A 22,930-nucleotide genomic window follows, 5' to 3' on the forward strand; every position below is an offset into this window, starting at 1 on the left:
CATGAACACTGCCACCGCCCCGCGCAAGGAAACCGTCGTCGAGCTGCTGGCCAGCGACCTCAATGGCCAGGGCGGCGTGTTCTGCCCCAGCCCCAAGGCGGGCATGAAGCTGTGGAACAGCCACCCGCGCGTGTTCCTGAACGTGGCCGATGCCGGCGAAGGCAAGTGCCCGTACTGCGGCACGGTGTACCGCCTGAAGGCCGGCGAACATTTCGGCGGCGGGCACTGAGCCCGCGCATCGGGGCACGGCCATGACGCGTGCCCTCGTCATCGCGCCGCAGTGGATCGGCGACGCGGTGATGACCGAGCCGCTGCTGCGCCGCCTGCACGCGCGCGGCGAGCAGCTCACCGTCGGCGCCCTGCCCTGGGTGGCGCCGGTCTATCGCGCCATGCCGCAGGTGGCGGCGGTCATCGAGTTCCCTTTCCAGCATGGCGGCCTGCAGCTGCAGGCCAGGCGCCGCCTGGGGCGCGAGCTGCAGGGCCGCTTCGACACCGCCTACGTGCTGCCCAATTCGCTGAAGAGCGCGCTGCTGCCGCTGCTGGCCGGCATTCCGCGCCGGGTGGGCTACCTGGGCGAGGCGCGCGTGGGCCTGCTCACCCACCGCCTGAAGAACCCGAAGTCGAAGCCGCCCATGGTGGCCTTCTACTCGGCGCTGAGCGGCGAGCCGGGCGTCGAGTTCGACCGGCCCCACCTCGCGCTGCCCGAGGCGCAGGTGAGCGCCGTGCTCCAGGCGCACGGCCTCGCGCGCGGCGGCTACGTGGTCTTTGCCCCTGGCGCCGAGTTCGGCCCGGCCAAGCGCTGGCCACACTACGCCGGTCTGGCCGGCCTGCTGGACGAGCGCATCGTGCTGCTCGGCTCCGCCAAGGACGCGCCCTTCTGCGACGAGATCGCGGCCGCCGCCCCCGGCCGCGTGCTGCACCTCGCCGGCCGCACGCCGCTGGCCGATGCCTTCGCGCTGGTCGCGGGCGCGCGCGCGGTGGTCAGCAATGACTCCGGCCTGATGCACGTGGCTGCGGCCTTTGGCGTGCGGCAGGTGGCCTTGTTCGGCTCCTCCAGCCCGCTGCACACGCCCCCGCTGAACGACCGCGCCCGGGTCCTGTGGCTGAAGCAGGACGCCGCCTATCAGCCGCCGCTGGACTGCGCGCCGTGCTTCGAGCGCGAGTGCCCGCTGGGCCACACGCGCTGCCTGGCGGATATCGACGCCGAGCGGGTGCGCGCACTGTTGAGCTGAAGGCCCATCGCCAAAAAAACAGCCACCTCGCGGTGGCTGTATCAAGTCCTGTGAAGGACGTCGTTGGGAGACTTGAATGAGGGTTGTCGGTGACAAGAACTCGTGTGGTGGCCCGTGATGTTCGAAGCGTGACAGCTTGGACCCCACTTTAGCGGGCCTGGCAGGCCGGCACATACCCCAGGTAGGGGAGTTGCCAACTTTCTCGCGCTGTGATGGGCCTCATGGTGGTGACTTTTTGCACGAATGGCGAGCGCTGCTCCATTCTTTTACACGGGGCTACATCTGGTCACAGGGAACGCGCAGCACGAAGCAGGCGCCGCCGCCCGGGTTGTCTTCGCAATGCACGGTGCCGTGATGGCGCTGCGCGATGGAGCGCACCAGCGCCAGGCCCAGCCCCACGCCGCCCTCGCGCTCGCTGGCCCCGGGCAGGCGATAGAAGGGCTCGAAGATGCGTTCGCGCTCCGAGGCGGGCACGCCCGGGCCGCCGTCGCAGACGCGCAGCTCGGCCATGCCACCCGTGCGCGCCAGCCGCAGCTGCACCGGGCCATCGCCATAGCGGCGCGCGTTCTCCAGCAGGTTGCGCAGCGCGCGCCGCAGCAGCTTGGGCACCCCGTGGACGGTGACGGAGGGCGGCCGCTCGCCCAGATCCAGCTCGGCGCCGGCGCGCGCCGCCTCCTCGGCGGCCAGGCCCACCAGGTCCACCGCTTCCACGGTGCCGAGGTCGGACTCGCGGGCGTCCAGCCGGCTGGCCAGCAGCACTTCGTCGACCAGCTGGTCCAGCTCGGCGATGTTGCGCAGGATCTCCTCGCGGGCGCGTGGCGACGGCTGCGGATCCATCAGCTCCAGCCCCATGCGGATGCGTGCCAGCGGCGAGCGCAGCTCGTGCGAGGCATTGGCCAGCAGCGACTTGTGCGAGCGGACCAGCTGCTCCACCCGCTCGGCCGCCTGGTTGAAGCGCCGCGACAGGGCCGCCACCTCGTCGCTGCCCTCCTCGGGCACACGCACGCTCAGGTCGCCTTCGCCCCAGCGCTCCACGCTGCCACGCAGCGTCTCCAGCCGCTTGGTGAGGCGCCGGATGATGGGGTAGCTGCCCAGCACCACGGCCAGGCCCACCACGCCCAGTAGCCAGAGGAAGCCCTCGGGCCCGCGCGGGCCGATCGGGCGGCCCGGCGGCGGCTCCCCGGGGCGGCGCGGCCGCGGCGGCAGGTGCACGGTGATCGCGCGGCCGTCGTTCATGCGCACCTCGAACTCGATGCCCTGGCCGGGGATGCGCTGCGCCCGCGTCATGCTCTGGCCGATCACATCGCCTTCCTCGTTGCGGATGATGATCTCGCGCATGGGCGGCGGATCCACGTTGGTCCGCCAGATCCAGCCGAAGGCGAAGGTGAGCAGGCCCACCGCCACCGTCACCGCGATCCAGATGCGCAGGTAGAGCGGGAAGCGCAGCCTGCGCACCCAGGAGAGTGATTCGGCATCGGCCATGCGGCGGCCTTCAGTCCTGCTGCTTCGCGAACACGTAGCCCACGCCGCGCACGGTGACGATGCGGCGCGGGTTCTTGGCGTCGGCCTCGATGGCGGCGCGGATGCGGCCCATGTGCACATCGATGGATCGGTCGAAGGCCTCCAGCTCGCGGCCGCGCACGGCCTCCATGATCTGGTCGCGGGTGAGCACGCGGCCGGCGCGCTCGGCCAGTACCACCAGCAGGTCGAACTGGTAGCTGGTCATCTCGGCCGGCTGGCCGCCCACGGTGACGGTGCGCGCGTCACGGTCGATCTCCAGGCTGCCGAAGCGAAGCGTGCGCGCCGACGGCACGGTGCCGCCGTCGCCCTTGCGGCGCAGGATGGCGCGGATGCGCGCCAGCAGCTCGCGCGGCTCGAAGGGCTTGGGCAGGTAGTCGTCGGCGCCGATCTCCAGGCCGACGATGCGGTCCATCGGGTCGCCCTTGGCGGTGAGCATGAGCACCGGCACCTTGCCGGCCTCGCCCGGCAGCGCGCGCAGGCGGCGGCAGACTTCCAGGCCGTCCAGGTCGGGCAGCATCAGATCAAGCACCACCAGATCGGGCAGGGCGCCGGGCTGGGTGAGGCGGTCCAGCCCGGTCCGCGCATCGGGTGCGTGGCTCACGCCGAAACCGGAGCGCTCGAGGTACTCGCCCACCATCTGCGCGAGGCGGGCGTCGTCTTCGATCATCAGGAGCTGCTGCATGGAACGATGGTAGCGATTCGAGGGCGCATGATGCGCCGCGCGCGCGGGGCCGGCTTGTCGCGGCGGTAAAGTTGGGTAAATGGCTGATTCCAACGCCGTGCCACGCACCCTGCCTGAAGCGCTGACCGCCGCGGTCGCACCGTCGACCGCCGAGGCCCTGCGCTGGGAGGCTGGCGCCTGGTCGCGCGCGGCGCTGGCCGAGGCCGCCATCCGCGCCGCCGCGGTGGCATGGCACCACTGGGGCGTGCGTCCCGGCGACCGCGTGGCCTGGCTGGGCGGCAACCACCCGCGCCAGATCGCGCTGCTGTTCGGCCTGGCGCGCATCGGCGCTATGCTGCTGCCGCTGAACTTCCGCCTGGCGCCGGCCGAGTGGCAGCGGCTGCTGGGGGACAGCCAGCCGAGCTGCATCGTGCACGACGTCGCGTGGGCCGACGCGGCTCGGGCCCTGGGCGGGGCCTCGGGCCTTGCGGTGCATGGCGTCGACGAACTGGCGGCCGATGCGGAACCGGCACCCGACCACGCCGACCCCGATGCGCCCGCCTTGCTGGTCTACACCTCCGGCACCACGGGCGGCCCCAAGGCCGCGGTGCACACGCAGGCCAACCTGCTGGCGAACATGCGCATCGCGGCCGAGGTGCAGGCGATGACGCCGGCCGACACGGTGCTGACCGTGCTGCCCACCTTCCACGTGGGCGGCCTGTGCATCCAGACCCTGCCTGCCCTGTACGCCGGCGCGCGCGTGCTGCTGCATCCGCGCTTCAGCCCGGACGACACGCTGGCCGCCCTCACGCGTGATCGGCCCACGCTCACGCTCTTCGTGCCGGCGGTGATGAAGGCGCTGCTGGAGCACCCCGCGTGGCCCGCGACGGACCTGTCGTGCCTGCGCGCGGTGTGGGCCGGCTCCAGCCTGCTGCCGGCCCCGCTGATCGAGGGCTTCCACGCGCGCGGCGTGCCGGTGTGCAACGTGTACGGCGCCACCGAGACCGGGCCGTTCTCCATCGCGCTGCCGCCTGAGCGGGCCTTCGACCACGTGGGCAGCTGCGGCTGGCCGGCGCCGGGCGTGGAGGCGCGCCTGGGCACCGCCCACGGCGACGCGGCCGAGCTGCTGCTGCGCGGGCCGAACATCGTGGCGCGCTACTGGCCCGACGTGCCGGCCTGCGATGCCGAAGGCTGGTTCGCCACGGGTGATCTGGCCCGGCAGGAGGCCGATGGCGCGTGGCGCATCGTGGGCCGCGCGAAGGAGCTGATCATCTCCGGCGGCGAGAACATCCACCCCGCCGAAGTGGAGCAGGCGCTGGGCGAGCATCCGGCGGTGGCCGAGTGCGCGGCCTTCGGCCTGCCCGATGCGCAGTGGGGCGAGATCGTCGCGGTGGCGGTGGTGCGCAAGCCCGGCGCGGCGGATGCGGACGAGGCCGCGTTGCGCGCGCACCTGCAGGTGCGGCTCGCCCGTTTCAAGCAGCCGCGGCGGTGGGTGTTCGTGGAAGCGCTGCCGAAGACGGCGCTCGGCAAGGTGCAGCGCGGGGTGCTGGCGGGGAGCGCGGGCGGGTGATCGGCGGGAGCGCTGGGGTTGCGCTGGCGCTCCACCCCAGCCTGCGAAAGCCAGCGACGGCTGTTCCCCGTAGGCTGGGGTGGAACGAAGTGCAACCCCAGCGTTCCTTTCATCCCGCCTGCGGCGACCGCCGCGCCACGACAAACGCCAGCACGATCGCCACCACCCCGATCAACGCCGAGTAGATGAAGAACGCGATGTACCCCGCGCCCAGTGCCGCCGGCAGCACCTGCGCCTTCTGCGCCCCGGCGACATAGGACTCCGGCGTCACGCTGGCCAGCAAGGTGTTGAGCGTGGCGAAGGTGCCGCCGTTGTGCGCCGAGTGCGCCGCGCCCTCGATGATGCGGCCCGACTGCGAGGCGATCAGCTTGCCCGGCAGCGCGTACAGCGACGAGAACAGCGCGTACTGCGTCGCGGTGAAGCCGGCGGAGGTGAGGCTGGACATGTAGGCGATGAGGCAGGTGCCGGCGAAGCCGCTGGCCACGTTGTCGATGCCGATGGCCATGAACAGCGCCGGCATCGAGTGCCCGACCATCGCCAGCACGATGAACACGAGGTTGGAGATGGCGCCGGCGAACGCCCCCACCACCAGCGCCCGCATCAGGCCCAGCTTCAGCACCGCCCACCCGCCGATGAACACGCCCGCCATGGAGGCGACGACGCCGAACACCTTGCGCACCTCGGCGATCTCCACCTTCGAGAAGCCCAGGTCCAGGTAGAACGGGTTCATCACGTTCAGCACGAAATCCGACACGCGGTAGGAGCAGATCAGCGCGAGGATCAGGGCGGCGGCCCCCGCATGGCGCAGGAAGAAGTCCTTCAGCGGCGCGCCGAAGCTGGCACCCAGATACACGCCCGGCCGCGTGCGCATGCCCGGCACCGGTGCGCAGGCCAGCGCGATCACGCCCAGACCGATGGCGACCGCGGTCACCTGCAGGAAGATGCTCCACGGCGTGCCCTTCCAGTAGGGCGCGAGGCCCAGCACCGCCTTGCCGAACAGCAGGGCCAGCGGCGAGGGGTCGCCCGACAGACCCGCGCCCGCGACCAGGCCACCGAACACCAGCAGGGCGGCGCGCAACACCCATTCGGCCAGCTCGAAGACCGGGCGTGGCGCAATGCCCTCTGCATGGATCGGCCGCACCGCGTGCGCGGCCTCGCGCGGCGCCAGCAGCGCGGCGGCGATGCCGAGCGTCATCAGGGCGGCCATCGCCGCGTAGGAGACGCGCCAGTTGTAGATCTCCGCCAGCGCCAGCGGCACCGCGCCCGCCACGATCATCGCGATGCGGTAGCCCCACTGATAGGCGGCGGCCATGATGCCTTGCTGGCGCGCCTCCGCGGCTTCGATGCGCCAGGCATCGATCACGATGTCTTGCGTGGCGCCGGCGAAGCCCACGAACACGGCCACCGCTGCCATCGCGCCGAGGCCGGTGGCCGGATCCTGCCCCGAGATGAGCCACAGCCCCAGCATGATGGCCAGCTGCGCCATCATCATCCACGAGCGGCGATGCCCGAGGCGGTGGGTGAGCAGCGGGATGCGCGTGCGGTCCACCAGCGGCGCCCACAGGAACTTGGCGGAATAGGCCAGCGTGGCCAGGCTGAAGAAGCCGATCACCGCCAGCGAGATCCCGCTGTCGCGCAGCCAGGCCGACAGCGTGTCGAAGATCAGCAGGTTGGGCAGCCCGGCGGAGAACCCGAGCGTGAGCATGACCAGCACGCGCCGGTGCAGGAAGTCCCGCAGGCCGTGGGCGGGCGGCGGGGCGGCAGCCTCGGTCATCAGACGACCCTCCGCGCGGTGCGCTGCGGGATTCGCCTGGGCGCGGCCGGGCGAGGGGCTTGGAATGGGCGGTTGAGGACTAACATGTGGAGGGAGCTTACTCAGTATTATTTGCACCATGTGCCAGCTCTGCGCCGCCAAAGCATCGCCCTGGGCCCAGGGGCGCCGCGCGTTCCTGCTCGCCGCCGGGGCCTCGGCCGCCGTGCCTGCGCTGGCGCAGGTGAACGTGGGCGAGGCCTCCAGCCTGCGCAAGCTGGTGCCCGCCGGCGACCTGGAGCGCGCCGCCGGCCAGCAGTACGGCCAGATGCTGGAGCAGGCCCGTGCCAAGCGGGTGCTCGCGCCCGACAACCACCCGCAGCTGCTGAAGCTGCGCGCCATCGCCCGCCGCATGATCCCGGATGCGCTGCGCTGGAACGACCGCGCGAAGCAGTGGAAGTGGGAGGTCAACCTGATCGGCAGCAGCCAGATCAACGCCTTCTGCATGCCCGGCGGCAAGATCGCCTTCTACACCGGCATCCTCGACAAGCTGAAGCTCAGTGACGACGAGGCGGCCATGATCATGGGCCACGAGATGGCGCATGCCCTGCGCGAGCACGCGCGCGAGCGCATCGCCAAGACGCAGGGCACCGGCGCGCTGCTGTCCATCGGCTCGGCGCTGCTGGGCCTGGGCCAGGTGGGCGACCTGGCCGCCAACGTGGGCACGCAGCTGCTGAGCCTGAAGTTCAGCCGCGACGACGAGACCGAGGCCGACCTGGTGGGCCTGGAGATCGCGGCGCGCGCCGCGTTCAAGCCCGAGGCCTCCGTCTCGCTGTGGGAGAAGATGAGCCGCGCCAGCGAAGGCGGCGGCCCCGCCTTCCTCTCCACCCATCCCACCGGGCCGGACCGCATCAAGCGCCTGAGCGACAACGTGCCCAAGGTGGCGGGCCTGTACCAGCAGGCGCTGCAGAAGCAGCCGCGCTGATCAGGTGCCGCGCACGTAGGGGTTGCTGCGCCGCTCCGCGCCGAAGCTGCTCTCCGGCCCGTGGCCGGGAATGAACACCGTGTCATCGCCCATCGGCCACAGCCGCTGCGTGATGCTGGCGATCAGCGTGTCGTAGTCGCCCTGCGGAAAGTCCGTGCGGCCGATGCTGCCGGCAAACAGCACGTCGCCCACGAAGGCGCGCTTCATCTCCGGTGAGTGGAACACCACGTGCCCTGGCGTGTGGCCCGGGCAGTGGCGCACGTTCAGCACGTGGCCGGCCAGCGTGACCGTGTCGCCATCTTCCAGCCAGCGATCGGGCGTGAACGCGCTCGCAGGCGGAAAGCCGAACATCGCGCCCTGCTGCGGCAGCCCGTCGATCCAGAACTGGTCCCCCTTGTGCGGCCCGATGATGGGCAGGCCCCGCTTCGCCGCCAGTTCCGCCGTGCCGCCCGCGTGGTCGATGTGCGCATGCGTCAGCCAGATCTGCTCCAGCTTCAGCCCGAGCTGATCCACCGTCTGCAGCAGCCGCGGCAGATCCCCGCCCGGGTCGATCACGGCGGCCTGGTGCGTCTCGTCGTCGTACACCAGCGAGCAATTCTGGGCGAAGGGGGTGACGGGGAGGGTGAGGTAGCGGAGCATGGAAGCATTATCGATTATCGATAAGCATGTCATACTTTCAATATGGCGATCAGGTCCTTCAGGTGCGCCGACACGCAGCGCTTGTTCGAGACCGGCAAGTCCGCGAGGTGGGCCAACATCCGCAAGGTGGCCGAGCGGAAGCTGCAGCAGCTTGACTCAGCGGAGACGCTGGCTTTTCTCAAGTCGCCCCCGGGCAACAGCCTGGAGGCGTTGAGTCATGACAGGGCAGGTCAGCACAGCATCCGGATCAACGACCAGTGGCGAGTGTGTTTCGTCTGGACGCCGGCCGGCCCCGAGGATGTCGAGATCTGCGACTACCACTGACGCTAACGGAGCCCCTTCGTCAGGATTCAGGTTGATGGAAGTGAGTGAACCATGAAGAACGGCATGCGCCCTATCCACCCTGGCGAGATTCTCCAGGAAGACTTTCTGGCTCCTTTGGGCATGTCCGCCTTCGCCTTGTCCAAGGCGCTGAGCGTGCCACCCGCCCGCATCAATGAAATCGTCCGGCAGGAGCGCGGCATCACGCCGGATACCGCGCTGCGCCTGGCCCGCTACTTCGGCGGCGATGCGCAGTCCTGGCTGAATCTGCAGACGGCCTATGACCTCAAGGTCGCCGAGCAGGCGCTGGGCAAGCGTATCGGCAAGGAGGTGGCGCCCAGGGCGCCTGAGGTGGCCTGACGACAGACATGCCTGTCACCACCAAACGTCCAGGCACCACGGTCCGGTTGCATGAACAAGAAGGCCCTTTCCGAAAGCGACATCTGCGACAAGTTCATCCGGCCCGCCATGGAGCGGGCCGGGTGGGACGGCATGGTGCAGTTGTATCGTGAGTTCCCGCTGCGCGCCGGGCGGGTCGTGGTGCGGGGACGCCGGGCCAAGCGGGACGCGTCGACGGTACTGCGGGCCGACTACGCCCTGTTCTTCAAGCCCAACATCCCGCTGGCCGTGGTCGAGGCCAAGGACAACAACCACGCCATGGGCGCGGGCATGGCGCAGGCCATCCACTACGCGCAACTGCTGGACGTGCCCTTCAGCTTCGCCAGCAATGGCGATGGCTTCGTCTTCCGTGACGCGACGCTGGCGGACGGCGTGCTCGAACGCAACCTGACGCTCGACGAGTTCCCGTCACCGGCCGAGCTGTGGGCACGCTTCTGTGCCTGGAAGGGCTGGACGCCCGAAGTGCGCCAGGTGACCGAGCACGACTACGCGCCGGCCAAGACGCCACGCTACTACCAGCTCAATGCCATCAACCGCACGGTCGAAGCGGTGGCCCGTGGCCAGAACCGGGCGCTGCTGGTCATGGCCACCGGCACCGGCAAGACCTATACGGCTTTCCAGATCATCTGGCGGCTGTGGAAGAGCGGTGCCAAGAAGCGCATCCTGTTCCTGGCCGACCGCAACATCCTGATCGACCAGACCATGGTCAACGACTTCCGGCCGTTCAAGGGCGCGATGGCCAAGCTCAGCCCGCACGCCAAGGGCGTCGAGGTGGTCGATGCCCAGGGCAAGACGACGGTCGAAGAAGTTGACCTGGCCATCCACCGCACCACCAAGCAGGTCAACAAGAGCTACGAGATCTACCTGTCGCTGTACCAGGCCGTCAGCGGCACGGAGGAAGAGCGCAACATCTACAAGCAGTTCTCGCCCGACTTCTTCGATCTCATCATCGTCGACGAGTGCCACCGCGGCAGCGCCGCCGAAGACTCGGCCTGGCGCGACATCCTCAGCTACTTCAGCGCGGCCACCCAGATCGGCCTGACCGCCACGCCCAAGGAGACGGCCGACGTCTCCAACATCGACTACTTCGGCGAGCCTGTCTACACCTACAGCCTGCGCCAGGGCATTGAGGACGGCTACCTCGCACCCTACAAGGTCATCCGCGTCGACCTGGACAAGGACGCCTTCGGCTGGCGCCCGCCCGAAGGCATGACGGACAAGCTGGGCAACGTGATCGAAGACCGTGTCTACACCGGCGTGGACATGAACCGCAAGCTGGTGCTGGAGCGCCGTGACGAGGTGGTGGCCGCCAAGATCACCGAGTACCTGAAGGCCACCAACCGATACGACAAGACCATCGTCTTCTGCGAAGACATCGAGCACGCCGCGCGCACGCGGCAGGCGCTCAGCAACGCCAATGCCGACCTCTGCGCCACGCAGCCCAGCTACGTCGTCCAGATCACCGGCGACAACCCAGAAGGCAAGCGCGAGCTCGACAACTTCATCGACCCCGAGAAGACCTACCCGGTCATCGCCACCACCTCCAAGCTCATGAGCACAGGTGTCGATGCACAGACGTGCAAGCTGGTCGTGCTGGACCAGCACATCAAGTCGATGACCCTGTTCAAGCAGATCATCGGCCGCGGCACCCGCCTGCGCGAAGACCTGGGCAAGAGCTGGTTCACCATCCTTGACTTCAAGCGCGCCACCGAGCTGTTTGCCGACCCGGCCTTCGATGGCGACCCGGTCCAGATCTACGAGCCTGGCCCTGGCCAGCCTGTCGAACCGCCGCAACCCCCCGATTTGCCGCAGGGCGGGCCGGAGCGGCTGGAGGGTGATCAGACAAATGGCCAGCCCGGACCGCGCAAGTACATCGTGGGCGGCATGGTCAACGTTCTGGTGGCACGCGAGCGCGTGCAGTACCTGAACGCCGAAGGCAAGCTGATCACCGAAAGCCTGCGCGACTACACCCGCATCCATCTGGGCAAGGCCTATGACTCGCTGGATGGCTTTCTGCAAGCCTGGAACAGCGCTGACCGCAAGGCCGTGCTGATCGAGGAGCTGGAGGCGCGAGGCGTCTTCCTCGATGCACTGGCCGACGAGGTGGGCAAGGACTTCGACCCCTTCGATCTGTTGCTGCATGTGGCTTATGACCAGCCGCCGCTGACCCGGCGCGAGCGCGCCCAGCGCGTCAAGAAGCGCAATGTCTTCACCCAGTACGGCCCGGTAGCCCGCCAGGTGCTGGAGAAGCTGCTGGACAAGTACGCCGACGAAGGCATCACCACCATCGAGAGCGATGCCGTGCTGCGCGTGCAGCCCTTCACCGACCTGGGCTCGCCCGTGGAGCTGATCCGCAGCTTCGGTGGCCGCCCCCAATACCTGCAGGCCCTGGCCACGCTGGAGCGCGAGCTGTATGCCGCGACTTCGGCGCCGCCCGAGGCATGACCTGAGATTCACTGATCCCGCATGTCCAACCTCACCCCGGTCATCAAGTCGATCCAGGACGTCATGCGCCAGGACGCCGGCATCAACGGCGATGCCCAGCGCATCGAGCAGATGGTGTGGCTGCTGTTCCTGAAGGTCTTCGACGCCCTTGAAGAAGAGCTGGAACTGACCCGCGACGACTACAAGAGCCCCATCCCCCAGCACCTGCGCTGGCGCGAGTGGGCCGCCGACCCCGAAGGCATCACCGGCGACGCGCTGCTGGACTTCGTCAACAACACGCTGTTCCCCAAGCTCAAGGCCCTGCCGGCCGACCCGGTGCGCAACCCGCGCGGCTGGGTGGTGCGCGGCGTGTTCGAAGACGCCAACAACTTCATGAAGAGCGGCCAGCTGCTGCGGCAGGTGATCAACAAGCTGGGCGCCATCGACTTCAACCGCCAGGCCGAGCGCCACCAGTTCAACGACCTGTACGAGAAGATCCTGCGCGACCTGCAGAGCGCCGGCAACGCAGGCGAGTTCTACACGCCGCGTGCCGTCACGCATTTCATGGTCGACATGGTGAACCCGCAGCTGGGGGAGAAGGTGCTGGATCCGGCCACCGGCACCGGCGGCTTCCTGGTCTGCGCCATCGAGCACCTGCGCAAGCAGGTGAAGAACACCGAGCAAGAGGCGCTGCTGCAGAACAGCATTCACGGTGTGGAGAAGAAGCAACTGCCGCACATGCTATGCGTGACCAACCTCATGCTGCACGGCATCGAGGTGCCCAGCAACGTGCGCCACGACAACACGCTGGCCCGCCCGCTGCGTGACTACACGCCGGCCGAGCGCGTGGACGTGGTGCTGACCAACCCGCCCTTCGGCGGCATCGAGGAGCCGGGCATCGAGGCGGGCTTTCCGGCCGACGTGCGCACCAAGGAGACGGCAGACCTGTTCCTGGTGCTCATCAAGCACATCCTCAAGGCCAACGGCCGCGCCGCGCTGGTGCTGCCCGATGGCACGCTGTTCGGCGAGGGCGTGAAGACACGCATCAAGGAGCAGCTGCTGGCCGAGTGCAACCTGCACACCATCGTGCGCCTGCCCAACGGCGTGTTCGCGCCCTATACCGGCATCAAGACCAACCTGCTGTTCTTCACCAAGGGCCGCCCGACGGAGGCCATCTGGTACTACGAGCACCCGTACCCGCCGGGCGTGAAGAGCTACAACAAGACCAAGCCGATCCGCATCGAGGAGTTCGATGCCGAGAAAGCCTGGTGGGGCAGCGAGGCCGATGGCTTCGCGGCCCGGGTGGAGAACGAGCAAGCGTGGAAGGTGGACATCGATGCCATCAAGGCGGCGGGCTACAACCTGGACCAGAAGAACCCGCATGCGCCGGAGGCGGTGAGCCACGACCCGGATGAACTGTTGCGTGACTACATGCGGCTGCAGGCCGAGGCGCAGGGGCTGCGGGATCAACTGAAGGCGATCCTGGCGGAATCGCTGGCGGGGGCGCGATGAGCCGGAAGAAGCCCACCCCGTCTACGCCGCCAACTGCTGTGCTGGCACCGGCCTCGGCGGCCAGTGCCAGCGACGACGAGGCTCTCTACGGCCGGGTCCGCGAAGTGCTGGCGCAGGCCCGCCGGCTGGCCCACCGGCAAGTGAACCAGTCCATGGTGATGGCGTACTGGAATGTGGGCCGCCTGATCGTCGAGCACGAGCAAGCCGGCCAGGCCCGTGCGGCCTATGGCACACGGCTGCTGCCTGCACTGGCGCAACGGCTCACGGCCGAGTTCGGGCCAGGCTTTGCGGAGCAGAGCCTGCGCAATTTTCGCCAGCTTTACCAGGTGTTCGGCAGCCAGGAGATTCGCTCCACGCCGTGGAGCGAATTGAGCTGGTCGCATCTGAAGACACTGATGCGCGTGGCCGAGCCCGACGCCCGGCGCTGGTACGCCACCGAAGCCGTGTCGCAGGCCTGGGGCGTGGCCGCGCTGGACCGCCAGATCGGCACGCTCTACTACGAACGCCTGCTCTCCAGCCAGGACAAGGCCGCCGTGCAGGCCGAGGCGCAGGCGCTGGTGCAGCGCGACGCCCGCCCGGACCCGCGCGACTTCATCCGCGACCCCTACGTACTGGACTTCCTGGGCGCCCAGCCCGGCGCGGCGCTCTACGAGCGCGATCTGGAAAAGGGCCTGCTGAACCAGTTGCAGAAGTTCCTGCTGGAGCTGGGCAAGGGCTTTGCCTTTGTGGCGCGCCAGCAGCACCTGCGGGTGGAGGGCGAAGACGCCTTCGTCGACCTGGTGTTCTACAACTTCATCCTGAAGTGCTTTGTGCTGGTGGAGCTGAAGGTGGGCAAGCTCAGCCATCAGGACGTGGGGCAGATGGACATGTATGTGCGCGTGTGGGACGAACGCCAGCGCAGCGAAGGCGACGGCCCCACCATCGGCCTGATCTTGAGCAGCGAGCGCAACGATGCGGTGGCGCGCTATTCCCGGCTGGCCGACGGCGGCCCGCTGTACGCCAGCCGCTACCAGGCCTGGCTGCCGACCGAGGCCGAGCTGCAGGCCGAACTGGCGCGTGACCGGGCGCTGTGGGAATTGGGGCAGGCGGAGGGCGAGGCGTGAGTGCGGTGGTGGAGGCACGGGAGCCCAGTGCGCGGTACTTGGCGGAGGCACAGCCGGCGCTGGTGCGGCAGTTTGAGTTGTTGGCGACGGCGCCGGGTGGGGTGGCGCGGCTACGTCAGTTCATCTTGAAGCTCGCCACACAAGGCAAGCTGCTACGGGATTCGGCGAAGGGTTCAATGGCCCACTACCCGGGTAAAGCGCCATTGGGGGAGGTGGACGTTCACCTTCCCCAATTGCCTATTGGTTGGGCTTGGACCGCGCTTGGAGAAATTGTTGACATCCTCGATAGTCAACGACAGCCCGTGAAAAAAGAGAACAGGAGATGCGGTCCTTATCCGTACTTCGGTGCGTCGGGTGTGGTGGACCACGTTGACGCATACATCTTTGATGAACCGTTGGTCCTTATTGGGGAAGATGGGGCCAAATGGGGGCCTGGTGAAGCAACGGCATTCATGATTTCGGGGAAGTCGTGGGTCAACAATCACGCGCACGTCCTGCGACCCCATCGCGAGAGAGTCATTGATCGCTATTTGGTTGTGGTGCTCACTGCTGAGGACCTGTCCCGATACGTGACGGGAATGACAGTCCCAAAGCTGAACCAGAGTCGCCTAGTTTCGATTCCCATCCCGCTGCCAACGATAGATGAGCAAGCCCGCATCGTCGCCCGCGTCGACGAACTGATGCGCCTGTGCGATGCCCTCGAAGTCAAGGGCCGGCTCGAAGCGGAGCAGCATGCCCGCCTGCTCGGCACCCTGCTGGGCACGCTGACGGACAGCAGCACGCCCGAGGAACTGGCCGCGAACTGGCAACGCGTCGCCGACCACTTCGACCTGCTCCTCGACCGCCCTGAGGCCGTGGATGCACTGGAGCAGACCATCCTCCAACTGGCCGTCCGCGGTCTACTTGTACAGAACGATCCTAGCGACGAGCCAGCATCTGCATTGACAGGAAGAATTCACAGCGAGCGACAGCGACTATCCATGCCCAAGAGCCAATCCAGGGAAGCTCTCTCTAGGTTGCCTACCGAGCTGTTTAATTTGCCTGCAAATTGGTTGTGGTGCGCGCTTGAGGACTTAGTCATTGCAGGGCCGACAAATGGGTTATCCCCAAAGCCAGTGGACGAGCCGACGGGTGTGCGGTGCTTGTCTCTCAGTGCGACCACTTTGGGACACTTTCGCAATGAATGCTTCAAGTACGTTGACCTTCCGCTTGCGGCCGCTAGGCCCTTTCGACTCAAGAGGGGCGACTTGCTTTTGCAGCGCGGTAACGCACTGGAATACGTTGGCATCGCTGCGATTTACGACCAAGAGGACGACGAGTACATCTTTCCAGACCTAATGATTCGGGTCCGACTGTCCGCGCATGTTGATGTCCGGTACGTTCACATGTGGCTCATTTGCCAGGATGGAAGAACCTACTTCCAGCGAAACGCTACCGGCACGCAGGGAACAATGCCAAAGATCAATCAGTCTGTAGTCCGTGCGACGCCGATCCCATTGCCCCCTCTCAATGAGCAACGCCGCATTGTCGCGCGTATTGCCGAACTCCGCCGCCTCTGCGCCAACCTCCGCCAGCGCCTGGCTGCCAGCCAAACCACCCAGTCCCACCTGGCCGAAGCGCTTGTCGACTCTGCCGCCGCCTGACGCGCTCCAGCGCCTTGACGCCAGCGGGCGGCGCGCCAGACACTGGTTGCTGCGAGATCGCACGATGACCGTTCCCCGTGCGCCGACGAAGGCGCTATCCACCTGGCTGCTGCTCGCGGCCCTGCTCGGCCCGCTCACCGCGCTGGCTCAGCAGCCACCTCGCACGCTGGCCTGGGACGCCCGCGCGATCGCCACGGGCAGCTCTGATGATGTCGTTCTCCACGTGCGCGATGGCTCGACCGTGCAGGAGGTGGCCCGGCTCCCGCGCGAACGCATCGCGGGCCTGGTGGCGATGACGGATCGGCTTTCCGCAGCGCTGCAGATCCAGGCCCCCGCGATCCGGCTCACGACGCGGACCGATGAGTCACCCAATGCATCCGCCACCTTCCGCGACGGTCAGCCGCTGATTGCCGTCAACCTGGCGATGCTCCGGCTGGCCGGCGATGACGAGGCCATGCTGGCCGGCGTCGTCGGCCATGAGCTGGGGCACTTGAAGGCGAATCACCCGCGCGACGGCCACAGTCGCGCCGCCGTGGTCACCCTCATCGGCGCGCTGATCGGTGCCGCGGTGGACCTGAGTCAGGCGCGCCGCGGGCGCGACACCGGCGGCGCGGCCACGTTGCTCGGCGGGCTGGGCGCGGGCCTGGCCAATGCCAAGTTCTCGCGCGACCAGGAGCGCGAGGCCGACGAGTTGGGCATCCAGGCCATGGCCAAGGCGGGCTACGACCCGCAGGGCGCCGCGCGCATCTGGCGCGAGTTGACGCGCGTGTCGCGCTTCGCGTCCTCGGGCGTGTGGCTCGACACGCATCCCTCGCATCCCGAGCGTGAGCAGACGCTCGGCGCGCTGGCCACGCAACTGCAGCCGGTCTACCTGGCGGCTGCGCGGCCCGGTGGGGCGTCTACCGCGGGGGCCGCCCCGACAGCGCCTGTCGATGACCCGTACCCGCGATCCGCGTACACGAGCTTCGCCCCCCCGCCGCAGGAGCGCGCGGCCGGGTCCGCCTACGTGCGCGGCCACGACGCCATGCTCCAGCGCGACTACCCACAGGCCGAGCCCGCCCTGCAGGAGGCGGCGCGTGCGGACGACGAGCGCGCCCTGACCATGCTGGCCGATCTGCATGCGGGCGCCATGCCGGGTCGCCAGGACCCGGCTGCCGCCATGCAACTGCTGCAGCAGGCGGCCGCCAAGGGCTTCGGCCCGGCGCTGCGTCGGCTCGCCGTCGCGGCGCTCACGGGCGCCGGCCGACCGATGGACCCCGCCGAAGGCATCCGCCTGCTCGGCTTTGCTGCGGACCGCGCCGACCCACGCGCCCAGGCCATGCTCGGCTTCCACTACGCATCGGCCCAGCATGTGGTGCGCGACTTCGTGCGCGCCCGCGCGCTGGCGCAGGCAGCGGCCGATGGCGGTGACGCCCTGGGCAAGGCCCTGCTCGGCAAGATGATGCGAGACGGCGATGGCGGCCCGGCCGATCCCGCTCGCGGCTTCGCGCTGCTGCAAGAGGCCGCGGGCGCCGAAGCGCAGATGGCCTGGGCCAAGTACCAGCTGGGCTTGTCGCACGAGCGCGGCCTGGGCACCGCGGTCGATCGCGACCAGGCCCTGGCGCACTATGACGAAGCAGCGGCCGCAGGCGTGGTGGCCGCGGATGATCGGGCGAAGGCGTTGCGGGGGCGGTGAGGTGGGGGAAGGCCAAGTCCTGGCCTGCCTTGCGCTTACCACCGCAACGCCATCGTCCGCACCGGCGCTTCCCACAGGGCCTTCAGCTCATCACTTGAGCGAGGTGCCCATGGTCATCAAGAGGCTCGCGATCAAGGGGCCCGAGGCACCGCCGACGGTCGACAGCAGCTTCATGCCCATCGCCTGCAGCGGCCGCGGGTGGCATGGGCAACAGCGACTCGCGCATCGCCATCAGCGCGGTGCAGCCGCGTCGGACGTTCAGGTAATGGTCACCGTCGCCGATGGCGCGATCCAGAGATTCGATGTCGGCTTCATGCCGTAGCAGGGCGGCGTGCACCGCCTCGATGCAGGCGATGACATGCGTGCTGGTCATGGATTGTGGGATGCCTTTGAGCGAATGGGGCACGGGGTGCGAGGGTGTTCGGATGGGCGACAACCCGGCGCCAGTATCGATGTGCCGTCGCGCGGTCAGTCCCTTCACAGCCCAGTGGTCACGAAGGGCCCGGTGGTTCAAGGAGCCGACGAACGAGGTCGAGCAGAGGGGGCAGGTCTGCATGAATGGAGCGCCACACCATCTGAAGATCCACTGTGAAGTAGCCGTGCGACAGCGCATTGCGCATGCCGATGGCCATGCCCAGCGGCAGATCGGGTTGCTCTCGGGCAAAGTCGGGGAAGTGCCTCTTGATGTTGCTGGCAGCTTCGCCAATGACCTCGAATCCACGGATGACCGCATCCTGCGTCTTCGGATCGGCCATGAAGCTGGCTTCGTCCATTCCCTGCACATACGTCTGGCAGCGTTCGATGGCTTCGTGCATATGACCCAGATACGCTGCCAGACGCAGTGGAGACGAGCGATTCATATCGGCACGGACTCACTCACCACGATGTGCCGGAAACTCTCGGGCAGCGAAGCGGGCGTCAGCACGTCGATGCGAATGCCCAGCAGCTCAGTCAGCTCGTATTGGATCGCCCCGATGTCGAACAGGGTGGCGTCGGCCGTCGGTTCGACCAGGATGTCCAAGTCACTGCCTTCCGTGTCCTCTCCGCGCAATACAGAGCCGAACACGCGCGGATTGGTCACGCGATGGTCAAGGGCGATCTCGCGGATGCGATCACGATGAAGGCGCAGGGCATCGGAAGGGCGCATGGATGGATTGTTGCCGGGCCGCTTGGCGCTGTCCACCGATCAGAGTGGGCGCCAAGACCCCGGGTTCCCCCGCTTTGCCTTCACGCCTGCCACACCGCGTACCCCGCCCGCCGCAGCTCCAGCGCCAGATCCACTTCCTTCTTGCGCGCCACCTCGTACACCATCGGGTTGTAGGCCTCGTACAGCGCCGGCAACAGGCGCTGGCCGTAGTCGCGCGCGTAGCGGTTGGCCTGCACGCCGGCCTTGTGGCGGTCGAAGCGCAGGTCCGGGTCCAGGCCGGTCATGCCGACGTAGACGTGGCCGCACGCGCCGGTGTAGTCGGGGTTGGCCTGGCGAAAGCGCGGCTCCTGCCACACGCGCGGGTCGAGCTCGATCACGTAGACGTGGTAGTGGCTGCGCACGCGCGCCATCACGTAGCCGCCAGCGCCACCGCCAGCCGCGCGCCCACCTCGGCGTTGTGCCGGATCAGCGCGATGTTGGTGGCCAGGCTGCGGCCGCCGCTCAGCGCCTGGATGCGGGCCGGCAGATAGGGCGTGACGGCCTTGCCGGTGATGCCCTTTGCCGCGGCCTCGGCCAGGGCCTGCTGGATGAAGCCGTCGATCGCCGCGCGCGGCATCTCGTCGGCCGCGGGCACGGGCGTGCTCACGACCACGCCGCCTTGCAGCCCCAGACGCCACTTGGTGCGGATGAAGCGTGCCTGCTCGGCCGGCTCGTCGTAGCGGAAGTCGGCCTTGTAGCCGCTGTCGCGCGTGTAGAAGGCCGCGAAGGCATCCTGCCCGGCGCTGATCACCGGCACGCCATGCGTCTCCAGGTATTCCAGGGTGAGGCCGATGTCCAGGATGGACTTGGCGCCCGCGCACACGACGGCCACCGAGGTGCGCGCCAGCTCCTGCAGGTCGGCCGAGATGTCGAAGCTGGTTTCGGCGCCGCGGTGCACGCCGCCGATGCCGCCGGTGACGAAGACCTCGATGCCCGCCAGCGCGGCGCAGATCATGGTGCCGGCCACCGTGGTGGCGCCGGCCGCGCCGCTGGCCAGCACGGCCGGCAGGTCGCGCCGGCTCACCTTGAGCGCGCCGCCGCGGGCCAGCTGCTCCAGTTCGTCCTCAGCCAGGCCGATGCGGATCTGCCCGCCGAGGATGGCGATGGTCGCCGGCTCCGCGCCGTGGGCGCGAACGATCGCCTCCACCTCGCGCGCCGTCTGCACGTTCTGCGGCCAGGGCATGCCGTGCGCGATGATGGTCGACTCCAGCGCCACCAGTGGCCGCCCGGCCGCGCGCGCCGCCGCGACGGGCGGGCTGAAGGTGAGGAAGCGGGAAGGATCGATGTCGGGCATCACCTTGAAATTGTAGGGTTGCGACCGGCCCGCTCAATCCACCTTCACCGTCCGCAATCGCAATGCATTGGCGATCACGCTGACGGAAGACAGCGCCATCGCAGCCGCAGCAACGATGGGGGACAGCAGCACGCCGAAGAACGGATACAGCAGGCCGGCCGCCAGCGGGATGCCCGCCACGTTGTAGGCAAAGGAGAGGAAGAGGTTCTCGCGGATGTTGCGCATGGTCGCGCGTGAGAGCCTTCGGGCCCGTACGATGCCCATCAGGTCGCCGTGGAGCAGCGTGACGCCCGCGCTTTCCATGGCCACGTCGGTGCCGGTGCCCATCGCGATGCCGACTTCGGCGGCGGCCAGGGCTGGGGCATCGTTCACGCCGTCGCCCGCCATCGCCACCACACGGCCCTCGCGGCGCAGGCGCTGGACGATGTTCGCCTTGTCTTCGGGGAACACTTCGGCCACCACCTCGTCGATGCCGAGTTCGCGCCCCACGGCTTCAGCCGTGGTCTTGCCGTCGCCCGTGAGCATCACGATGCGCACCCCTGCCTCACGCAGGCGTTGCAAGGCCGCCGGCGTGGTGGCCTTGATGGGATCGGCGATCGCCGCGAAGCCCGCCAGCCGGCCTGCCACGCCGACGAAGATCACGGTGGCGGAGCGGGTCCGCTGCGCTTCCGCGGCGGCCTGCAGCGGCGCGACGTCGATGCCCCGTTCGGCCAGGAACTTGGCCGCGCCGCTCACGACTTCCAGGCCGGCCACCCGGCCGACCACGCCCTTGCCGACCGGAGAATCGAAGTCCGCGACATCGGAGAGGGGCAGCTTGCGCTCCAGCGCGGCCTCCACGATGGCCAGCGCCAGCGGGTGCTCGCTGGCCCGCTCCACGCTGGCCAGCTTCTGCAACAGGTCGGCAGCGTCCACACCTGGCGCGGGCTCGATGTGAATGACTTTTGGCCTGCCCTCCGTCAGCGTGCCCGTCTTGTCGACCACCAGCGTGTCGACCTTCTCCATGCGTTCCAGCGCCTCCGCGTCGCGAATGAGCACACCGTGCTGCGCGCCGCGCCCGACCCCCACCATGATGGACATGGGCGTGGCCAGGCCCAGCGCACAGGGACAAGCGATGATGAGGACGGCCACCGCGGTGATGAGGGCGTACGAGAACGCGGGACTCGGCCCCCAGACCATCCAGGCCGCGAAGGTGAGCACGGCCACCGCGATGACCACCGGCACGAACCAGCCAGCCACTTGGTCGGCCATCCGCTGGATGGGCGCGCGACTGCGCTGCGCGGCCGCGACCATGTGCACGATCTGCGAGAGCAGGGTGTCGGCGCCCACCTTCTCAGCGCGCATCACGAAGCCGCCGGTCTGGTTGAGGGTGCCTGCTGTCACCTTGGCACCCGGCGCCTTGGCCACCGGCATGGGTTCTCCGGTCACCATCGACTCGTCCACGGTGCCCTTGCCCTCGGTCAGCTCGCCGTCGACCGGCACCTTTTCGCCGGGGCGCACACGCAGCTGGTCGCCGACTTGCAGGATGTCGATGGGCACGGTCTCGTCGGTGCCGTCTTCGCGCACCCGCACGGCCGTCTTCGGCGCCAGGTTCAGCAGCGCCTGGATCGCGCCTGAAGTCTTTTCGCGCGCCCGCAACTCCAGCACCTGGCCCAGGAGCACCAGAACGGTGATGACCGCGGCTGCCTCGAAATAGACCGCGATCGAGCCGTCGTGCCCGCGCAGCTCCTGCGGGAACAGTCCCGGCGCCAGCGTGCCCACGATGCTGTACAGCCAGGCGGCGCCTGTGCCCAGTGCGATGAGCGTGAACATGTTGAGGCTGCGGTTGCGCAGGGAAGCCAGCGCCCGCACGAAAAACGGCCAGCCGGCCCACAGCACGACCGGGGTGGCCAGGAGCAACTGAGCCCAGTTCGAGGTCTGACCCGGCAGCAGGTGCCAGCCCAGCAGGTGCGCGCCCATCTCCAGCACGAAGACAGGCGCCGTGAGCGCCAGTCCGATCCAGAACCTGCGCGTCATGTCCCTCAGCTCCGGGCTGTCGCCTGTGCCGCTCGTCGCGATCACCGGCTCCAGCGCCATGCCGCAGATGGGGCAGTGGCCCGGCCCCATCTGCCGCACCTGGGGATGCATGGGGCAGGTGTACTCCGCCTCCTGGCCATTGGCCGGGGCCCGTGGGGCGGGGGCTGCGGCTGGCGCGGCCAGGTGGTGCCCGTGGTCGTGGTGCGCGCGGTGGGGCGCCCCGTGTGAGTGAGCCGCGTCGGTGGGGACGCCGACGGGCTGCAGGAACATGCCGCACTTCGGGCACCGGCCCGACCCGAGCTGCCGGACTTCGGGGTGCATCGGGCAGGTGTATTCCTGCTGGTGCGCAGGGTCAGCAGGGTGATCAGCAGCAGCATGCGGATGTGCGACCGGCTGCGCGGCGCCGGACTCGCCGGCAGAGGGGATATGGCTTTGCATGCGTGGCTCTTCCTTGCATCGATGAGCGGCGGCCCGGCGCTGCCGTGTCACTCGCCAGACAGGCCCAGCGCCAACCAGATGGCCAGGGCCCCCAGCAGGGCCCAGCAGACCCAGAACAAGACGGTCTCCCACCAGAGCGGCTCGCGCCTCGCCTGCTCAAGCCGGTGCTTCAGGGTCATGCCACCAGCGTGAACCAGCAGGCCCGTCACCAGCAAGGGCAGGGCGAATGCCCGAAGCCCCAACGGCGCGATGAGCGCCAGCCCTGCTCCCAGAAGGATGCCGCCCAGGCTGGAGGCGAGATCGGCCACCCTAATCGTCGCGCGGGACACGCTGGTCTGGCGGGGGCGTGCCGCCATGGTGGTGGCCGTGATGGCCACGGTGCATGAACATGTGCATCAGGGGACACGCAGCCAGGAACGCGTAGGGAAGCAGCGCCAGGAGGTGATCCTTGTGCGCCAGCCAGAGGTAGGCGCTGGCGGCGACGGCGATGACCGTGCAGACCACCCCCCAGGGTGACTTCCAGAAGGAGGGGCGGGGAGAAGCGTGTTCGTCTGCCATGGCGGG

General features: G+C 68.6%; 23 protein-coding genes. 11 read left to right on the plus strand and 12 right to left on the minus strand.

What is annotated here, in order from left to right:
• The first annotated feature begins 1 nt into the window (after nucleotide 1).
• Nucleotides 2–229 (plus strand): zinc-finger domain-containing protein, encoded by a 228-nt coding sequence (locus tag ACE3T5_RS02170; RefSeq protein WP_374663960.1) that lies wholly within the window; start codon nucleotides 2–4, stop codon nucleotides 227–229.
• A gap of 22 nt (nucleotides 230–251) precedes the next feature.
• Nucleotides 252–1,232, plus strand: a complete 981-nt coding sequence (gene waaF, locus ACE3T5_RS02175) for a lipopolysaccharide heptosyltransferase II (RefSeq protein ID WP_374663962.1) — start codon at nucleotides 252–254, stop codon at nucleotides 1,230–1,232.
• 276 nt (nucleotides 1,233–1,508) lie between these two features.
• On the opposite strand, the gene ACE3T5_RS02180 is transcribed toward waaF, so the two are convergent.
• Nucleotides 1,509–2,714 (minus strand): ATP-binding protein, encoded by a 1,206-nt coding sequence (locus ACE3T5_RS02180; RefSeq protein WP_374663964.1) that lies wholly within the window; start codon nucleotides 2,712–2,714, stop codon nucleotides 1,509–1,511.
• 10 nt (nucleotides 2,715–2,724) lie between these two features.
• Nucleotides 2,725–3,435 carry a response regulator gene (locus ACE3T5_RS02185; RefSeq protein WP_374663966.1) on the minus strand — a complete coding sequence of 237 codons (711 nt, stop codon included), beginning with the start codon at nucleotides 3,433–3,435 and terminating at the stop codon, nucleotides 2,725–2,727.
• Between the two features lie 79 nt (nucleotides 3,436–3,514).
• On the opposite strand from ACE3T5_RS02185, the gene ACE3T5_RS02190 reads away from it, so the two are divergent.
• Nucleotides 3,515–4,984, plus strand: coding sequence for a class I adenylate-forming enzyme family protein (locus ACE3T5_RS02190; protein WP_374663968.1), 1,470 nt, complete (start codon nucleotides 3,515–3,517; stop codon nucleotides 4,982–4,984).
• Nucleotides 4,985–5,093: 109 nt separating this feature from the next.
• Here ACE3T5_RS02190 and ACE3T5_RS02195 read toward each other — a convergent pair whose 3' ends face one another.
• A complete protein-coding gene (locus tag ACE3T5_RS02195; RefSeq protein ID WP_374663970.1) occupies nucleotides 5,094–6,758 on the minus strand; it encodes an MFS transporter in 1,665 nt (554 codons plus the stop codon).
• 118 nt (nucleotides 6,759–6,876) lie between these two features.
• Between ACE3T5_RS02195 and ACE3T5_RS02200 the strand changes: the two genes are divergently transcribed.
• Nucleotides 6,877–7,719: a M48 family metallopeptidase gene (locus ACE3T5_RS02200; RefSeq protein ID WP_374663972.1), complete on the plus strand. Its 843-nt coding sequence runs from the start codon at nucleotides 6,877–6,879 to the stop codon at nucleotides 7,717–7,719.
• Here ACE3T5_RS02200 and ACE3T5_RS02205 read toward each other — a convergent pair whose 3' ends face one another.
• Complete coding sequence (locus ACE3T5_RS02205; protein WP_374663974.1) at nucleotides 7,720–8,358, minus strand: MBL fold metallo-hydrolase; 639 nt, start codon at nucleotides 8,356–8,358, stop codon at nucleotides 7,720–7,722.
• Nucleotides 8,359–8,400: 42 nt separating this feature from the next.
• On the opposite strand from ACE3T5_RS02205, the gene ACE3T5_RS02210 reads away from it, so the two are divergent.
• From ACE3T5_RS02210 to ACE3T5_RS02240, 7 genes are all read left to right on the plus strand, one after another.
• Nucleotides 8,401–8,682: a type II toxin-antitoxin system RelE/ParE family toxin gene (locus ACE3T5_RS02210; RefSeq protein ID WP_374663976.1), complete on the plus strand. Its 282-nt coding sequence runs from the start codon at nucleotides 8,401–8,403 to the stop codon at nucleotides 8,680–8,682.
• Between the two features lie 51 nt (nucleotides 8,683–8,733).
• Nucleotides 8,734–9,039 (plus strand): HigA family addiction module antitoxin, encoded by a 306-nt coding sequence (locus tag ACE3T5_RS02215; RefSeq protein ID WP_374663978.1) that lies wholly within the window; start codon nucleotides 8,734–8,736, stop codon nucleotides 9,037–9,039.
• A gap of 51 nt (nucleotides 9,040–9,090) precedes the next feature.
• Nucleotides 9,091–11,523: an EcoAI/FtnUII family type I restriction enzme subunit R gene (gene hsdR, locus ACE3T5_RS02220; protein WP_374663980.1), complete on the plus strand. Its 2,433-nt coding sequence runs from the start codon at nucleotides 9,091–9,093 to the stop codon at nucleotides 11,521–11,523.
• Nucleotides 11,524–11,544: 21 nt separating this feature from the next.
• Entirely contained in the window at nucleotides 11,545–13,014 is a 1,470-nt protein-coding gene (locus ACE3T5_RS02225) for an N-6 DNA methylase (RefSeq protein ID WP_374663982.1), read from the plus strand.
• Between the two features lie 38 nt (nucleotides 13,015–13,052).
• Complete coding sequence (locus ACE3T5_RS02230; protein ID WP_374663984.1) at nucleotides 13,053–14,117, plus strand: YhcG family protein; 1,065 nt, start codon at nucleotides 13,053–13,055, stop codon at nucleotides 14,115–14,117.
• Nucleotides 14,114–15,760 carry a restriction endonuclease subunit S gene (locus ACE3T5_RS02235; RefSeq protein WP_374663986.1) on the plus strand — a complete coding sequence of 549 codons (1,647 nt, stop codon included), beginning with the start codon at nucleotides 14,114–14,116 and terminating at the stop codon, nucleotides 15,758–15,760. The genes ACE3T5_RS02230 and ACE3T5_RS02235 overlap by 4 nt, the downstream gene beginning before the upstream one ends.
• A gap of 64 nt (nucleotides 15,761–15,824) precedes the next feature.
• On the plus strand, nucleotides 15,825–17,435 hold the full coding sequence (locus ACE3T5_RS02240; RefSeq protein ID WP_374663988.1) for a M48 family metalloprotease: 1,611 nt from the start codon (nucleotides 15,825–15,827) through the stop codon (nucleotides 17,433–17,435).
• Between the two features lie 82 nt (nucleotides 17,436–17,517).
• Here the strand turns inward: ACE3T5_RS02240 and ACE3T5_RS02245 are convergent, their stop codons facing one another.
• From ACE3T5_RS02245 to ACE3T5_RS02280, 8 genes are all read right to left on the minus strand, one after another.
• Nucleotides 17,518–17,841 carry a hypothetical protein gene (locus tag ACE3T5_RS02245; RefSeq protein WP_374663990.1) on the minus strand — a complete coding sequence of 108 codons (324 nt, stop codon included), beginning with the start codon at nucleotides 17,839–17,841 and terminating at the stop codon, nucleotides 17,518–17,520.
• An 85-nt stretch (nucleotides 17,842–17,926) separates the two neighbouring features.
• A complete protein-coding gene (locus ACE3T5_RS02250; protein WP_374663992.1) occupies nucleotides 17,927–18,250 on the minus strand; it encodes a DUF86 domain-containing protein in 324 nt (107 codons plus the stop codon).
• Between the two features lie 41 nt (nucleotides 18,251–18,291).
• Entirely contained in the window at nucleotides 18,292–18,582 is a 291-nt protein-coding gene (locus tag ACE3T5_RS02255; protein WP_374664063.1) for a nucleotidyltransferase family protein, read from the minus strand.
• A gap of 80 nt (nucleotides 18,583–18,662) precedes the next feature.
• Nucleotides 18,663–18,992 (minus strand): hypothetical protein, encoded by a 330-nt coding sequence (locus ACE3T5_RS02260; protein ID WP_374663993.1) that lies wholly within the window; start codon nucleotides 18,990–18,992, stop codon nucleotides 18,663–18,665.
• Nucleotides 18,992–19,915 carry a pseudouridine-5'-phosphate glycosidase gene (locus tag ACE3T5_RS02265; RefSeq protein ID WP_374663995.1) on the minus strand — a complete coding sequence of 308 codons (924 nt, stop codon included), beginning with the start codon at nucleotides 19,913–19,915 and terminating at the stop codon, nucleotides 18,992–18,994. The genes ACE3T5_RS02260 and ACE3T5_RS02265 overlap by 1 nt, the downstream gene beginning before the upstream one ends.
• A 33-nt stretch (nucleotides 19,916–19,948) precedes the next feature.
• Nucleotides 19,949–22,366 carry a copper-translocating P-type ATPase gene (locus ACE3T5_RS02270; RefSeq protein ID WP_374663997.1) on the minus strand — a complete coding sequence of 806 codons (2,418 nt, stop codon included), beginning with the start codon at nucleotides 22,364–22,366 and terminating at the stop codon, nucleotides 19,949–19,951.
• A gap of 47 nt (nucleotides 22,367–22,413) precedes the next feature.
• On the minus strand, nucleotides 22,414–22,674 hold the full coding sequence (locus tag ACE3T5_RS02275) for a hypothetical protein (RefSeq protein WP_374663999.1): 261 nt from the start codon (nucleotides 22,672–22,674) through the stop codon (nucleotides 22,414–22,416).
• A gap of 1 nt (nucleotide 22,675) precedes the next feature.
• Nucleotides 22,676–22,924 (minus strand): DUF2933 domain-containing protein, encoded by a 249-nt coding sequence (locus ACE3T5_RS02280; protein WP_374664001.1) that lies wholly within the window; start codon nucleotides 22,922–22,924, stop codon nucleotides 22,676–22,678.
• Between the last annotated feature and the right edge of the window lie 6 nt (nucleotides 22,925–22,930).

Source organism: Ramlibacter sp., assembly GCF_041916345.1.
Taxonomy (GTDB): Bacteria; Pseudomonadota; Gammaproteobacteria; order Burkholderiales; family Burkholderiaceae_C; genus Ramlibacter.